The 15,664-nt window shown below is 43.6% G+C and carries 16 protein-coding genes; 10 read left to right on the top strand and 6 right to left on the bottom strand.

The genetic code is table 11. From position 1 onward, the window contains the following. Positions 1-77 precede the first annotated feature (77 nt). On the top strand, positions 78-977 hold the full coding sequence (gene porN, locus LS482_RS05660) for a type IX secretion system ring subunit PorN/GldN (protein ID WP_233030780.1): 900 nt from the start codon (positions 78-80) through the stop codon (positions 975-977). Between the two features lie 370 nt (positions 978-1,347). On the opposite strand, the gene LS482_RS05655 is transcribed toward porN, so the two are convergent. After that, the gene (locus LS482_RS05655; RefSeq protein ID WP_233030779.1) at positions 1,348-4,380 is read right to left on the bottom strand and encodes a sensor histidine kinase; all 3,033 of its coding nucleotides are present in this window, start codon (positions 4,378-4,380) and stop codon (positions 1,348-1,350) included. Positions 4,381-4,934: 554 nt separating this feature from the next. On the opposite strand from LS482_RS05655, the gene LS482_RS05650 reads away from it, so the two are divergent. Next, on the top strand, positions 4,935-5,240 hold the full coding sequence (locus LS482_RS05650) for a hypothetical protein (RefSeq protein ID WP_233030778.1): 306 nt from the start codon (positions 4,935-4,937) through the stop codon (positions 5,238-5,240). Between the two features lie 4 nt (positions 5,241-5,244). Further along, positions 5,245-5,643 carry a hypothetical protein gene (locus LS482_RS05645; RefSeq protein ID WP_233030777.1) on the top strand — a complete coding sequence of 133 codons (399 nt, stop codon included), beginning with the start codon at positions 5,245-5,247 and terminating at the stop codon, positions 5,641-5,643. A 592-nt stretch (positions 5,644-6,235) separates the two neighbouring features. On the opposite strand, the gene LS482_RS05640 is transcribed toward LS482_RS05645, so the two are convergent. The 3 genes from LS482_RS05640 to LS482_RS05630 all read right to left on the bottom strand — a co-directional run bounded on the left by LS482_RS05640 (position 6,236) and on the right by LS482_RS05630 (position 8,287). Next, positions 6,236-7,015 carry a ParA family protein gene (locus tag LS482_RS05640; RefSeq protein ID WP_233030776.1) on the bottom strand — a complete coding sequence of 260 codons (780 nt, stop codon included), beginning with the start codon at positions 7,013-7,015 and terminating at the stop codon, positions 6,236-6,238. 193 nt (positions 7,016-7,208) lie between these two features. Beyond that, on the bottom strand, positions 7,209-7,394 hold the full coding sequence (locus tag LS482_RS05635; RefSeq protein WP_233030775.1) for a hypothetical protein: 186 nt from the start codon (positions 7,392-7,394) through the stop codon (positions 7,209-7,211). Positions 7,395-7,762: 368 nt separating this feature from the next. Next, positions 7,763-8,287, bottom strand: a complete 525-nt coding sequence (locus LS482_RS05630) for a hypothetical protein (RefSeq protein ID WP_233030774.1) — start codon at positions 8,285-8,287, stop codon at positions 7,763-7,765. 393 nt (positions 8,288-8,680) lie between these two features. On the opposite strand from LS482_RS05630, the gene LS482_RS05625 reads away from it, so the two are divergent. The 6 genes from LS482_RS05625 (at position 8,681) to LS482_RS05600 (ending at position 12,970) form a co-directional block, all read left to right on the top strand. Further along, positions 8,681-8,842, top strand: a complete 162-nt coding sequence (locus tag LS482_RS05625) for a hypothetical protein (protein WP_233030773.1) — start codon at positions 8,681-8,683, stop codon at positions 8,840-8,842. Between the two features lie 86 nt (positions 8,843-8,928). Further along, positions 8,929-10,857, top strand: coding sequence for a tetratricopeptide repeat-containing sensor histidine kinase (locus tag LS482_RS05620; protein WP_233030772.1), 1,929 nt, complete (start codon positions 8,929-8,931; stop codon positions 10,855-10,857). Between the two features lie 10 nt (positions 10,858-10,867). Continuing rightward, positions 10,868-11,533, top strand: coding sequence for a helix-turn-helix domain-containing protein (locus LS482_RS05615; protein ID WP_233030771.1), 666 nt, complete (start codon positions 10,868-10,870; stop codon positions 11,531-11,533). 246 nt (positions 11,534-11,779) lie between these two features. Beyond that, positions 11,780-12,202, top strand: a complete 423-nt coding sequence (locus LS482_RS05610; protein WP_233030770.1) for a GIY-YIG nuclease family protein — start codon at positions 11,780-11,782, stop codon at positions 12,200-12,202. A 206-nt stretch (positions 12,203-12,408) separates the two neighbouring features. Continuing rightward, positions 12,409-12,615: a hypothetical protein gene (locus LS482_RS05605; protein ID WP_233030769.1), complete on the top strand. Its 207-nt coding sequence runs from the start codon at positions 12,409-12,411 to the stop codon at positions 12,613-12,615. A 160-nt stretch (positions 12,616-12,775) separates the two neighbouring features. Further along, on the top strand, positions 12,776-12,970 hold the full coding sequence (locus tag LS482_RS05600) for a bacteriocin (RefSeq protein WP_233030768.1): 195 nt from the start codon (positions 12,776-12,778) through the stop codon (positions 12,968-12,970). 132 nt (positions 12,971-13,102) lie between these two features. On the opposite strand, the gene LS482_RS05595 is transcribed toward LS482_RS05600, so the two are convergent. Next, positions 13,103-13,555, bottom strand: a complete 453-nt coding sequence (locus tag LS482_RS05595; protein WP_233030767.1) for a GNAT family N-acetyltransferase — start codon at positions 13,553-13,555, stop codon at positions 13,103-13,105. A gap of 81 nt (positions 13,556-13,636) precedes the next feature. Further along, on the bottom strand, positions 13,637-14,053 hold the full coding sequence (locus LS482_RS05590) for a helix-turn-helix domain-containing protein (protein WP_233030766.1): 417 nt from the start codon (positions 14,051-14,053) through the stop codon (positions 13,637-13,639). A 456-nt stretch (positions 14,054-14,509) separates the two neighbouring features. Between LS482_RS05590 and LS482_RS05585 the strand changes: the two genes are divergently transcribed. After that, complete coding sequence (locus LS482_RS05585; protein WP_233030765.1) at positions 14,510-15,103, top strand: RNA polymerase sigma factor; 594 nt, start codon at positions 14,510-14,512, stop codon at positions 15,101-15,103. The last annotated feature ends 561 nt before the right edge of the window (positions 15,104-15,664 follow it).

Below are 15,664 nucleotides of genomic sequence, written 5' to 3'. Positions count from 1 at the left end.
GTGCAAGCCGGGTTACCTGCTGTAGCTTGCACAGTATGATACTATTGTTTCTTAAATCATAAAAACATGTATAAATTATGAATTGGAGAGTTACTATCCCACTTTCCTTGCTCTTTGGTATATGTTCCCATTTCTCCTTCGGACAGGCTAACCTGCTCAATGCAAAAAAGCCGGAAGAAATCGGAGTTAAAACAGAGCGACAAAAGGAAGCAGACAACGATGCCCCCATGGACTACGGCTATGTAGACGACCGTGACGTAATGTGGTCTAAAATGACCTGGGAGGTCATAGATCTCGACGAAAGAGTGAACTTTTCGCTTTACTATCCCATAGAACCCATAAGGGAATCCAACAGGAAGTCATTGTACGACGTTCTGGTAACCGCTATTAAGGATAGTGTGCTTACAGACATTTACGTGGACTCTTATTTTACGGAAAAAAGGGAATTTAAAGACCTGGAAGCCACACTTTCAAAGATTGATACTACAGACCTGGGTTATGAACAACTGAACGCCGGGGAACAGGTGTCTCCCCAGTATATTGACAAAAGAGATATTACTGCGGCAGACATTGTCGAATACCGTATCAAAGGGGTATGGTATTTTGACAAGCGCCAGGGAGAGTTGAAATACCGTTTACTGGCCATAGCACCGGTGGCGCCCGATGTTAATTTTATTGACTCGGGGGTGAGCGACGGTTCCAACCTTGTGGAGTTATTCTGGGTGTGGTATCCCAGCGCGAGGCAAATACTCCATGAAGCGAAGGCATTCAATAATAAAAACTCTGCCGCACCCCTGTCTTTTGACACGCTTTTGAATACGAGAAGGTTCCACGCTACTATTTATAAGGAAGATAATGTACACGGCGACAGGGAGATCAAGGACTATATTGCGGATAATTCCTTGTTTCAGTTGCTGGAAGGCCGGAGAATAAAAGAGGAAATAAGAGGTTTTGAGGAAGATATCTGGACAAACTGATAAAAAAATTAAGGTTTTCATCACCCCCGTAATGTTATCTTGAACATTATAGTTACTTACGCTTACTGTAACAACGCTTCCCTTCCCCCAAGGGAAGCGTTGTTTTTTGTATTCACTGGTCTGTTACGGCAGTAATTTTTTGCGGGAACTTAATGGAGATACCCGGACAATTTTCGGCCTGCCTGGTAAAACAGGGTTTCAAACCATCGTTTTTAAATGCAGGGGGAGTTTAAAAAAACATAACCGTTTACCCCGGGGCCATTCGACTACGCTCCTGACAGCGTTAAGACAAGTTGCCGATTATTATTCAAAAACAGATTGAGCTTGCATTAAAAGTAAGAAAACAGGCGGGAATACCCGGGAATGAAGATCAACTGGCCTCGGAGGGAAAGATAAGCGTGATCCTGGTACCTTTGTTGACCGTACTTTTAATGTCAATCTTTCCGTTGAGTATAATGAGCAGGTCCAGGATAATTTTGATCCCCAGGCTGTTGTTGGGACTGATGTGGGCTGTTGTGTCTTCTTCTTCGTTCGGATTTATAAGGGATTGGTAATACCGCAGTTGTTTTTGGGGAATTCCTTTACCGGTATCTTCTATGACAATATGGGTCTTTCGCTCGCGTGTAAAGGAATACAGGGTTATTTTACCGTTATGGGTATGCTTTACCGCATTGTCCAGGAGGTTGTGTATAATGATGGACAGCAGGTGTTTGTTTACCGCGATCGTAAAATTGTAGGGCACATAATTGTATATCCCCGTTCTTTGTGAGTTGGCGATTTCCGTAAACAGGCTTATTTTTTCCAGGACCAGTTTTTGCAGGTCGTAGCTTTCCTGGGGCGTGTTCTGCTTACCTTCGTAAATGCGTGCCTTGCTGTAATCGAGAAGTTCGCTTATGAATTCGTGTATTTTCACCGATGCGTTGTACATGGACCGGATGCCTTCGCGGATCATCTTTTTATTGCCCGTATCGTAATTGGCATAGAGGTATTCGCCGGTATCGACCATAAAACGCAGGGGACTGCGAATATCATGGCTTATGGAAGCTATGAGCTTCTCCTGTATGGCGGTGTGTTGTTTCAGTTTGTCTTTGGTAACCCTCAGGGTGCTTATGGTATTGCGCAGCTGGCGTGTGTTTTCGATGATTTTCCTTTTCAGAAGGGCGTTTTTATAACGTACGTATTTTATGCGCAGTTTTATACTGTAAAATATGATCACCGGGACAGAGAGGCATAAAAGCACATAAAACCAGTCGGTTTCCCAAAAATAGGGAGGGACGATAAGTGTTATTCGCTTATGGATATAATGCGAGTAGAAACTGTTCATTTTTCGTATGATGAGGGTGTGTTTTCCCGGAGGCAGCTGGGAAAAGGTTATGGTTTTTCCGTTTTCCACATATTCCCAGTTTTTATTGTTTTCTTCCTCCAGTTTGAATTCCATGTTCAGGTTGTACGGATTGTCAAAATAAGGAGTGGCCAGCGAAATATGCACCCGGCCGAAATCGCGTTTGAGGACCAGGGTGTCCCGGTCTACGGGCAGGATGTGGTCACTGCTGCGGACCTCGTCGATATAAATGGTTTTGTTGGGAAGGTTGGGCTTTATCTCTGCGGGGTTAAATACAACAATTCCGTTCAGGGAAGGGAATGCGAGGTAGCCGTTGTCCAGTTTAATGCCGCAGGGTTCGCAGCCCCCGTTGAATTCGTTAGACAGAAACCCGGAGTTTTTATTGTAATAATGATAATAGACCTGTTTCATCCGGCCCGACGCGTAATCCAGCATTTTCTTTTTGGACACCTGGAACAGGCCTTTACTTGTGGTTATCCATAGGTAACCCAGATTATCTTCTACGATACAGTGCGAGGAAAGCATATATCCCTTCCGGTCTGCCGGGAAACCGGTAAGTGTACCGTCCTTGTACAAAAATATACCGTTTGTGGAGGTGGTGATCCAGATCTCCTGCGGATCTGAAGCGTAAAGGCTTTTTATGTGCTTGGTGTAGAGCCCTGTGATCCGGCCGGTTTCTTTGCTCCGTAAATCCATTTTATACAATCCCTTGAAACTTCCCAGCCACAAGGTATTGTTGGTGGTTTGCAGCATATAGCACACGTTGAAATCCAGTGTTTTGTAGTTTTTCGGAGCACTGCCGGGGCGGGAAGGGTCGATATAATAGAGGGCCCCTTTGGAAGCAAGCCGCTTTTCGTCATTGAGGTGCACGGCAATCCATATCCGGTTATCCTTACCCTTATACAGTTGTTCGATCTTATGCGGAAGTTTCCACTGTTCGTATTCCCGATATGCCGTTTCTTTTTTGAACCGGTACAGTATGTTCCTGTCTTTGGTCCAGATGTCTCCTTTCCGGTCTGTAATCACACTGTATTTGTCACTCTTCCGGGGGATATTTAATTTTTTTCCGGAAATAGTGCTTAGGTCAATAAGCGCCCCCGTGGCCGTGAGCACCTTGTCCGGACTGTATTTTGTAAGCGCGTACTGTACCCTGCTCGTTCCGGGGATATTGATGCTCCTGAAATCGTATTTTTTTATAATACTCATGCCCCTGGTGGCACTTCCCAGGTAAATGTGTTGCAAAAACGGGTCGTAATAGACGGATAGGATGCTGTTTTCAGCACTGAAATCGAAATCTTTCAGTATGCATTTCAGATGGATCCCGTAAGTGCTTTTTTGAAGTACGTACAGGTCTTTTTGTGTGTGTACAAAGGTTTGCCCGGCGATCCTGTTGTGAATAATGCCTGTAATGTCCTCTTTCGGAACTTCTGTCTCTCTGAGAAAGACCCTGCCGTTGTGTATCGTGGCATAACGCCCGTTATTTTCCAGGTAGTATAAGGTATTGCCGATGGTAAAGAAATGCCGGGGCTCGTTGTGAGGAAAGCGCAGTTTGTATACAACCTTTTCGGGCGTGTGATAAACTACGGTATCATTGCCCACCGAATAGGCGGTGTTGCCCGATGCGGGTATGGTGTAACACTGTCCCCTGATATCCGGCGGGCCCGGAATTGCGGGTAATAAAGCGGAGGAAGAAGGTTTGTTGTTAAACGATTTAGCAGTTCTTTTGGAGATCAGGAGCATTTCGTCAAAATCATTGTGGACAAAAATGCTGTCCCTTCCCGGATTTCCTTCGGCAAAGGTCATGCGGTTGTTGTGTATGGCGGTATTTTCGGAATTAAACACCCTGAAGTTTCTTCCGTCATAACGCACCAGACCGTTTTGGGTGAGCAACCAGATAAAGCCATAGGTGTCTCTGAATATTTGTTTTACGCTGTTCTGTGGTAATCCGTCACTATCGGTATACCAGCTGATACCATACTCTTGGTCGGGATGATTGCGGATTTGGCAGCAATAGGATATCAGGTGGGACAGATTAAAAAGGATGATCAACGTAAGTCGCATTAGAATCAGAGGGGAATTCTAAGAGATTATGTGAAATTTGCGGGCTTTAAGATTTTGCTTATCAGGTATGGTAAAACATCTGTTTTATGCTCTTTAAATCCTATAAAACAGTCATAAAATCCTGATTAAATGTAAGTTATAATAATTATGATTTGAGGCCTACAAGTATACGAAAAAAAATAATAATAATCACCCGCGATATTTAGAACTTATTCTACATTTAAAATGAATTTATTCTACATGGGAAAGGCATTAGTTCTACGTCTTTTTTTATGGGAGAATAAAGATAGCTGCTACTTTTATATCGACGTTAATACAGCGTTTCCTAATATCATAATCAAGTGTTTAGATAAGCCCCTCCGGAAGAGATCCTTTTGCCGGGGGGCTTAAAACGAACTTGTGAACTGCGAATATGGGAAAAACTGTTCTGTCCGGTTTTCTTTTCCCGGCACTATCCCGGGACAGCAAGACGAAAATACACAACAGGAACAGAGGATTGAGTAATTTTTTTTAGTGTGAACAACAGGACTTCAATAAACAGAAAAAATTAAGAGATGTCAGTATTTTGCAAATATGTCATGCTTTTATTGCGAGTCAAACACTGCTCATTTGAAAGTTCATTGTGGAAAAACAGGAGGGAGCAACGCATATCTCACCTGAAAAACATCCTGGAAGGCGGGGTGTTGCTGTCAAAGTCGAAGGAGGAAGTCGTGGAACTTCTGGGCGACGAATACAATCATTACCATGTGGATCAATGGAAATATTTTGTGCGGGACATAAAAAGCCTGCCTTACAAAATTTACCTGGAAATAGATTTTCACAATAACATGGTTTCCGTTTGCAGGGTAAAACTCGTTTGAATTTATGGAGGTATTGGCACATTATATAAAAGAAGAAAGTAAAAGTAAGGTTGTCCGGGAGAAGATAGAGAACTTTAAGAGTTCGGGCGGATTAAACCTGCATCCCGATTTTCCGTTTTATTATACCGATGGTATAAAATATGCGATGTCCCTTTTTGAAGAGCACAAGCTTTTCCTGGATATGGCCATGCGGGCATTTGCATTGTCAAGGGAAGACGAGTTTATAGTTATACGACTTTGCAGGGGGCGCAATAACGATTGCTGGATAGAATACTGCAAAAGGAGCAGGGAGCTTCTGAAAAAGATCAGGGTTCCCGCCAATGTGCATGTGCCTGTAACTCCCGGGTTTTCCATGTGTTTTTATTTTATAGGCCGTACCCTGCTTCTTCCTACGGAATTTTAATGGATCAATCCTGAAAGTTGTGGACATTGCTGGGGTTCGTTCAGACTAAGACAGCAGGACATAAGAGGTATGACTTGTGTTGATAAAATAGTTCCTTTTTGTTACAGTGTTCGTATTGGCCTCGATTAAAGGGCATTTATTGCAGCAAAATTATAGTCTTGTTGTTGGGTTAACAGGTTAACGACAGGTTATTGAGTTCATGCGTGATGCCTAAATAACTGAATAACCAAAAAACTAAAATACAATGTCACAGCCTCCCAAAACCGCTGTACCTTTCAATACAGCGTGGTTTGTTTTTTTGTAAATGAGGGCAGGCAGGAAATCGGAAACGATCCCGGGTTCGCGATATATCGGCCTCATATACAACATTCAATTCAAAAAACATTCGTGTATTCGTGGCAAAACCAAAACGGGAAACTTACAACAAGCGAAAAACCCCAACAATCTTTGATTTGATCCTGATCCATTTTAATCCCGCCAGATGGGTTTGTTCCCCGATGCGCTGCGTTTTGAGAGTTAGGTACAGGGCCTCCGAACAAAACAGGGCTGTTTTGTGCCGTGTTTCAGAAGTGAAAAGAATTGCGGGGTGCCTTTACTGTTGTGCTGCCGTGATGTTGTTACTGATAATTTCGTGAGCCAGGCTCAGGTAGCTTGCTGCACCTTTACTGGTGGCATCGTAATTGATAATACTTTCGCCGTAACTCGGGGCTTCACTGAGCCGTATGTTGCGTTGCACAATGGTGTCGAAGATCATGTCGCTGAAATGTTGGCGTACTTCTTCCACCACCTGGTTGGATAACCGGAGCCTGGAATCGTACATGGTGAGCAGCATTCCTTCAATATCCAGTTGGGGATTATGTGATCTCTGCACGCTTTTAATGGTGGAAAGCAGTTTCCCGAGGCCTTCCAGCGCAAAGTATTCACACTGAATGGGAATGATAACGGAGTGTGATGCAATAAGTGCGTTCAGCGTAAGCAATCCCAGGGACGGTGCACAATCTATGAGAATGTAATCATACCGGTCTTCAACCCCGTCGAGGGCTCCTTTAAACATGTACTCTCTTCTTTCCTTATCCACCAGTTCTATTTCTATGGCTACAAGGTCTATGTGGGCCGGGATCAGGTCTACGTTAGGCGACCCGGTCCGGATAATGGCGTCTTTTGCTTTCACGGTGTGTTCCAGTAGCTGATAGGTACCCGTATCCACATCATCTACCGAAATTCCCAGTCCGGAAGTGGCGTTGGCCTGGGGATCTGCGTCTATAAGTAATACCTTTTTTTCCAGAACCCCAAGTGAAGCTGCCAGGTTTACCGAGGTGGTGGTTTTCCCCACCCCGCCTTTCTGATTTGCAATAGCTATGATCTTACCCATATAATAATGTGTTTAAGTAAAACAGGGTTTTCCGCCCTGTAAGTAATTCCCGAATATCCCGGAGTTTGTCCCTGCATTAAACGGGGTTCGCAGGGCGGCCAAATTTCCCAAAAGCCTGCTCCGGGACTTCAGGAATCAACGGTTGGTTGTTTGCAATTCGTTTTTTATACGTTGTGTCAGGGCCTTGTTACGGCTATTTGTCTGCAATACCCCTGGCATAGAGTATCAGTACAAAGCCTATGAGCAACAAAATAAAATTTCCCCACACATAGCCTGTTCCGTTAGTTGCTATGGTGCGATATTCAAAGACATACCCCAGAATAGTTGTTATGGAATAGATGGATATAACAACTCCTGCCAGAGTCAGTATTTTTCTCATCGATAAAAAAATAAGGTTTCCACAATCTTTTCCGGATTTTTAAGTGCTGTGAAATTAGGCTATTTTCCCCTGGGGGCCTTTCTCCGGGGCATAGAACTAATTCGAACAGTCCGTAGAATAAATTCTATGTCCTGTTGCCGTGCAAAAACCGTATCCGGGATTGCCATGGGCCGGGGCAACCGCCTTAGCGTTCTTCAATTTTGATGTGCCGTGCCTCCGGAATGTACATTTCTGAAATATAAGGAGTTACCGGCTTTAGCGCCTTTTTGCTTACGGGGTGTATCCACGGAAATGTAAAAAACTCGATTTCACCGTCGATCACGGTATACCATAAGACTGCCCGGTCTCCCCTGAAGAAGGAAGTGGTATCAGTGATCGCTATTTTTTTTAAATTTCTCCAGGACCTGTTGATTGAGTCCCGTTTCCAGTTCAAGGCCGGAGCACCGTATTTTCTCGTAGTGGTCGTCTATCCAGATCATACAGTTCTTTTTGTAGTACTTCGAAATAAAAAAGAGCAGTCCGCCTATAAGAATAATATTTACCACAAAGCTGATTACCAGTTGCCTGTAAAGCCTGCTTGTCTGCGCGGAAAACTTTCGTATGACCTCTTCCTCCCCGGTTTCGTTCTTTCGGATAAAATCTTCAAAATTACAATAGCCAATATACCCGGCAAGGGCGTTAAGTGTGGCCTTATTGGGTTTTATCTTCTTTTTTTCACGGGTGATATATCCTTTGTAATACCTGTTGATATTCCTGTCGCTTAGCGCAAAACCGAAGTCTTCCTCGATTTTTTGTGAGAGGTATTTTGACTTTCCGCTTATAGAGGTTTCCATTGATTTTTTAGCGGTTTTGTCAAATACGGACTCCATAAGTTTTTGAATCCATTTTTCCATTTCGAATGTGTTTTAGATGTGATGTTTTGATTATTAGTTAGTTATGTTGTGGTGGGGCGGTGTCCGCGAATTGTCAAAAAGATGTCTTGTCTCTGTCTGTGACCTTTTGACAATCGTGTTCTTATTTCGCTGACAGAACGGGGCTTTGTTCGGCGTAGCTAACATAGCAAAAGATAAGGCCCCGTTTTTACGGAAATCCACAATTGCAGTGACCGATAGTTGTCGGGAAGCAGCTAAAGGCCGCCGCATAAGGATTTTCACTTCCCGAAAAACAAGGAGTACTCCCTTTTACCGACCAGTTCGGGGCCCACGGGTTTGCCCGTCCCGAGAAGACTTCCGGGTGCTTATACCCGGAAAGCCATCCCATTTGTTTAATCAAAATTTTATTCACACATGAAAAAGCTACTTTTTATACTTATAGTCCTTGTTGTAAACAGCCTGTCCCTGTCATCGTGCACTTATGACGACGTGGCCGAAAATGAATCGCTTTATGAAACACAGGCAACAGAAGGGGAAGACGGAGATATAATTCCACCTGAAGAACCGGAAGACTAGGTACTGATTTTTTAGGAATAAAGGCCGCGAAACCGTTCGCGGCTTTTTATTTTTTAGTAATTTGGGGAACGGATCAAAAACACCCCATGAAATTCAGTTTTTTAGTACTGTTCTTTATCGTTTTAGCCGGCTGTGACCGTCAGGGGATGCCCCTGCAGGGGACAACGGGAAAAGCGAAGGATTCCGCAGCCTACTTTTACCGGCGTTCCGGTGAAGATACCCGGGACAAGGATGAAAAATTGCTTTTGATGAACCGGGCCTTAACCCGGGTTGCGGATCATCGCGATCCGCTGTTATTAAAAATACTGTCCCAGAAAATATACCTTCACAATACCCTGGGGCAATACGACAGTTCCCTGTATTACGCCGACGAGCTTATTAAATTCTCCGGACTTCAGTCAGATACGCTATATCTTGCCAAGGGATACTACAGGAAGAGCAGAATCTTCAGTTATTTGAAGAACCCGGAAGAAAGCTTTAGAAATGCCATTGAATCAAAAAAATTCTATCTGGCTGTCGGGGACAGCTCCCAGGTAGGGAGGCGCCTGGTGGAGATGGCAATAGCCCTGGGACATTTGGGCGATTATTCCGGTAGTCAGGAAAATGCTACGGAGAGTTTGAGTTATCTGGATGGTAAGAAAGACTCTCTTTATTTATCCAGTGCTTATAATCGTATAGCAATAAGCTATAGAAAACAGAAATTATATGATTATGCCATAGAAGAATATAAAAACGCGTTAAGGTTTGTGTCTTCAGCAAAAGACAGCATTATTATTTTAAACAATATTGCCAATGTTAAAAGGGACAAGAGCGAATTTGATTCGGCTGTCGGGATACTGACGGGGATTCTCGATGAAGTATCCGCTAAAAATACGATTCTCAGGGCGAGGATTATTGATAATCTGGCTTATACCAAATGGTTGCAGAACCCGGAGACGGATGTTCGCAGCGCGCTTGAGGAAGCATTAAAAATGAGACTGGAAAAGAATGATATGGAAGGATTGCAGGCCAGTTATGCCCACCTTTCCGACTTTTTTGAGCCGATAGCTAATGCCCGGGCTGTTGCGTACGCAAAAAAATACCTGGAGGTTTCTACACAATACAAAAATCCGGAAGGTCAGATAAAGGCGCTGGAAAAACTTGTATACCTTGCCGGTCCTTCGGAAAGTCAGGAATACGCCAAACGCTATGCCGTGCTGAGTGACAGTCTTGGTATTGCCCAGCTCAGGGTGAAAAACGCTTTTGCCAAAATAAAATTCGATTATGTCAGGGAAGAACAACAAAAACTAAAATATAAGACCGAAAAGGAAAAGGCGGAGCTTTTGTTAAAAAAGAAGAAAACGGAAAACCTGATCCTGTTTACGGTTGTCATCGGGCTGGCCGTGATCTCGTATTTGTGGTATGCGCTGCAACGCACCAGGGCGCAGGCAAAGATTTCAAGGGAAAAACAGGAAGCCATATACAATACCGAGATCCGCCTTTCCAAGCGCGTACACGACGAGCTGGCCAACGGTGTGTATAATGTTATGGCACAACTGGGAGAGGATAATTCCAATAAGGAGATCCTCGACAAACTGGAAAATATCTATACCCTTACCAGGGATATTTCCCGGGAAAATACCAGCATTGATACCGGCAACAGGTTTGAGGAAGAGCTGGCGTCAATGCTGGGCAGTTATCCTGAGGGAACGGCCAAGATCGTCATCCTGGGCCTGGAAGACATCCCCTGGCAGGAAATTTCCGCAGAAAAGAAGATCGTCCTGTACCGGGTGTTGCAGGAATTAATGACCAATATGAAAAAATACAGCGGGGCCACACTTGTGGCCATAACCTTCGCCAAAACACCTAAAACACTGCAAATCACGTACTCAGACAATGGTGTGGGCATACCTTCGGGAAAGTTAAAATACGGCAACGGGCTCCGGAATACGGAAAACCGTATTTTATTCGTAAAAGGAAGCATTACCTTTGATACTGAAAAAGGCTTTAGAGCTGAAATTCAGTTGCCGTGCTAATCTTTTGCGTATGTTTAAGAAAATTTTAGTTGCCGAGGATATTGACAGTATAAACAGGGGAATGTCTGCTGTTTTGCAAAAGCTGGGAAGGCCGGAGGTATTTCATGCGTCCTACTGTGACGACGCTTACCTGAAAGCAAGACGCGCCGCATTGGACGGTTCCCCTTTCGACCTGTTGATCTGCGACCTGTCTTTTAAACCCGATCACCGGGCGGAAAAACTGACTTCTGGACAGGAGCTTATTTCAGTTGTTGCCGGTGAATTCCCGGAATTGCGAATCATAGTATATTCTGTAGAAGATCACCCGCAAACCGTAAGGGCCTTGTGGGATACCGGTCAAATACACGGTTATGCCTGTAAGGGCCGGAACGGCCTGTTCTATCTTGAAAAAGCCATCAGGACGGTATACGGGGGTAACAACTATCTTTCCGCCCAGGTAGAGGCCGCAGTACAACACAGAAATTTTCTTACGCTTCGCGAGTACGAACTGGCCCTGCTTAAACTTCTGGCCAACGGGTTTACACAGGAAGAAATAGAAGAGCGTTTTAAAAAAGACGGTATTGCACCCAGCAGTAAAAGCTCTATTGAAAAAAGACTGAAAGAATTGAAAGAGGATTTTAATGCGAATACTACGATTCATCTCATTACAATCCTTAAAGACCTGAGGTTGATATAGGTTTTGTGATTCAAAAAGCGGTTAATGGCTGTCTTTGAAACAAGTGGTCCGTGTTGCTTTCCGGCACCGGTGTATCTGCTTTTGGATATATGGGGGACCGGTCCGGCCGGATGATTAAGCAACAATGGAATTGCAAAACTTGTTTAAAGGCAGCCTTTTTCTTTCCCCCCTTTTGTGGAAATCCGTAAGGAAATGCGGGGCAATGGTTTTAGGTTTGGAGGTTAAACCCGAAAAACCTAATACCCCATGACTAAAAAAACGTTTGACCTGGAATTCAAGGGCTACTGGAGGGAGCGGGACGGCCGCGGACTTCCTGCGTATTCCGGGGTGTTTGTAGTACAAAGTTACTACCACGACCATACCCGGGGCACCGTAACCATGAAAGCACTGATCTATGTAGGAAAAGCAGACAACATCCATGAACGCGTAAAAAGCCATGAAAAACGGTCGTTGTGGAAGCGAAAGCTCAAACCGGGAGAAGGGATATGTTATAGCTGTACCCCGGTGAAAAAGGAAGACCAGGAAAGGGTAACGGCAGCCCTGATCTACGCCCATCAGCCATTGGCCAACCGCGTTTATAAGGATGCCTTTCCGTTCGATACGACCCGTGTAAACCTCCGGGGCGACTATTTCCCCCTGGAAGAAAAAGTTGTTGTCGAAAAAAACTGAAAACCGGCGGCGCACCTGTTATGTTTTGAAGTAAATTCCTTCTTTTTTTATTCCTAAACCGACATTTTTTTGAATAAAACCCTTAAACTGCAAGGTTTATTCAGAGAGCGACTTTATCTTAGCACTGCAAAACGGGAGCCCCCGGTTGTATTAGCCATACAATTTAATGTCTTAAATCTTTTGTTTAACCTAAATATGTTTTAATTATGAAAAATCTGGAAAACTACGGCGTTCAGGAACTGAACAATGTTGAATTACAGGAAGTTAACGGAGGTGTAGACCTCGGTGGAGTTATTGATCTGGTAACCGGAGTTCTCGGTACCGTTACAGGTGTTGTAGGCGGAATCGTTTCTGTAGTAGGAAGCGTAGTAGAGCTTGCTCTTGGTGTGATCACCGGAGTAGTTGATCTGTAGGCTGACTGCTGTTTATCAGATATCTCCGAAAGATGAAAAAGCCGTATGGAGCGTTAGCCTTTACCTGAGGGATTCTCCGTATGGCTCTTTTCTTTTCCCCGCCCGGTATTCACCGGTTCCGGGATTGTAAACACACGTTAAACCCTTATTATTTATTATCATGAAGCATTTGGAAAAATATGGTGTAGAAGAACTGAACGAAAACGAACTGCACCAGATCAACGGAGGTTTGGATCTGGGAGCCGTTCTTGAAGTACTCAACGGGATAGTAGATATTGTCAATGCCCATATGCAGGCCGCTATCGGAGCCGTAGAAGAATTTTTAAGCGATTTTTTAGATGGGATCAGGGGATAACTATTCCTTTTTCTTCCATCAACATAAAAGGATTCACCCCGAATCTTATTACATATACTATTGTTTTTAGCACACAACCCCTGTCAACCCTTGTAAACCGAATGTTTCCAGGGGAGGAAAGGGGTTTGTTTGTTATGGCTTCAGCAATTTTTCAAAACACAAGCTGTTTTCCACACCTTTATACGGACCGTAATTCGGGATGATCCTGTAGCCGTTTTTTTCATAAAGCCGGATGGCTTCGGGCTGTTTTTTACCGGTTTCGAGAATACATTTCGTATATGATAATGCTGCGGCCCGGCGTTCCAGTTCCCTCAATACCAAAGAAGCGATACCTTTTCCCCTGCTTTCCGGAGCAGTATACATCCGCTTTATTTCGGCAATTCCCGGGGCATATGCCTTTATGGCACCACAGGCCAACGGTTTGTTACCGGTATAAGCCATAACCACCTGTTCAATACCATTTGTTTTGTTGTACCGGGCATAAAAGGCGTGTTCTTCGCCGTCCCTTACGGCCAGATCTGCATCAAGGTGTCGGACCAAAGCTATAAAATCGCGGTTTTCCGGGCCTGTCGTGACTATTTTCATAAGAAATCTGAGAGGAATGAATAGAATATCCCTGAATTTACGTTTTGTTTCATTTTAAATGCCCAGAGGGAGTTGACTTTGTTAAGGACGATCGGGACCGGTTTTTCCCGATTCCAGTTCCTCGATCCTTTTTTTATATATTTCCCGGGTATCCCGCAAAGTGCTGTTGGTTTCCCGGAGCGCTTCGTTGGCCTGTTTCAAAGCTTCGATCTGTCCTTCCATGGCATTGATCTTTTCCCGGAGTACATAAGTACTGCCCGCTTCGTGGACCGGTAACGGGGTTTCCAGGTCTTTCCGGAGCATGGGCCCTTCTCCGTTGAGCAACCAGGAAGAATTGAGTTCGTCACATTTGGTGTAAATAAGTTCCGCATCAAACGAATTGCGTTTCCTCCAGTTCGACAGGGCCTGTGGTTTTATGCCCAGGTGCCGTGCCAGGTCAACATCCCTTTTAAAGCGATAGTGGTGTTTTATTTGATCGAGCATTAAAGACCTGTCCATACCGAATATAAACTTTTAGTGTAAAAAATGTCTGTGAAATTTGTTTGTTAAACGAAATGTTTATATGTTTGTTATGGCTTCCGAACACCGCGACGGTGTACAACACCGGGAAAACTGAACGTAAATATACATAAAATGGAGCATATCCCTGCTCCAAAGCAAAAAAGAACCCGACAGGGTGGTACTTGGTAATGGGATATAAAACCGTTAGGCTAAATAAAAGTTCTCCGGGTCAGGGCCATCCGGATGACGATTTCCAAAAAAATCCGGGAGTTACCCGGACATTAAATACGACCGACCATTCTCAAGGATTTCGGAAAATATAGCGTAATTGTTGCTTTCATTCTTCCATAATCCTGAAAGGATCTCCGGAATTTTAAGATTCCGTGATGATATTGTCTTTCAAAGACAAATAATTGTATATTTATCCTAATTAATCTTCAGAATACCAGACAGGTGAATAAGCTAAGCTCTCAAAAAATAGATACAGAACTTGTTGAGTCTCTCAAAGATGGTGATCAGGAGGCATTCAGAAAAGTTTTTTATCTCCTCCGGAAAAGACTTTATTATTTTGTGTTTTCATATGCCAAATCAGATTATGTGGCAGATGAAATGGTTCAGGAGGTTTTCATTAAGATCTGGCAAAAAAGGAAAACCATTAAACCCCTTACTTTCACCACGTTTGTGTTTACGATCGCAAGGAACCTTACTTATAATCACATGCGTGATACGTTCCGGAGAGAGTCGGCCCGGGAGGAAGTATGGAAAAATGCTTCTACCCAATATGAACAGATTGAGACCAGGATGCTGCTGGCCGAATATAAACGCATCGTAAACCGGATTGTGGATGAACTTTCCCCGCAAAAAAAGACCATTTATATCATGTCCAGGGAAGAAGGCAGAACCAATACGGAGATTGCCGATATTTTGGGGATAACTCCCAAAACAGTAAAAAACCATCTGTGGAAAATTATGGACACTATTAAAACCCGTTTGAGACCGCATTTGGAAAACAATTTACTGCTATTGCTGGTACTTTTTATACATTGACCCGAAGGTTGTAAAAATATGTTGAATATCATTGAAAACCACCGGTTCTAATCCGGTAGTGCAATCGGGTAAGTTTGTGTATCTCTGTTTTTTCTTGGGACCGGATTGCTATACAGGTGTATACGTTATAGACACCGATGTTTCCACCGGAATCTTTTAGCATAGTAAAAGCTCATTATTACTTGTTCTCATATTACATTATTTGGATTAGGGTGGTATTTCTAAGTGTTAACACGGACTTTTTTAAGGTTCCGTGTTTTTTTATTTGGGGCTCTTCCGAATTTTACGATTAAGGGATCACGCCCGAATGTTGTAGACTGTGCAGAGGTATAAAAATTTTCAAGACATCCGGAATCCCGGTAAAACAATGTCTAAATACATCTAACGATTTAATTCCTGCATCTTATAGTCATAAATCATAGGTCTTACATCTCATATCTCAAATCCAACTTTACCCCACAACCCTTGATCCTGATCAATATTAAGGTCTTTTTCATTTTTCTTCTCTCTCAAAACTTCTCATAATTTCATTGTTTTATTTCTGATTATAAGTGTTTTATG

Origin of the sequence: Sinomicrobium kalidii (genome assembly GCF_021183825.1) — a bacterium.
Taxonomy (GTDB): domain Bacteria; phylum Bacteroidota; class Bacteroidia; order Flavobacteriales; family Flavobacteriaceae; genus Sinomicrobium; species Sinomicrobium kalidii.
Note: the sequence above shows the minus strand (reverse complement) of the source record. Positions and strands in the feature narration are given on the sequence as shown.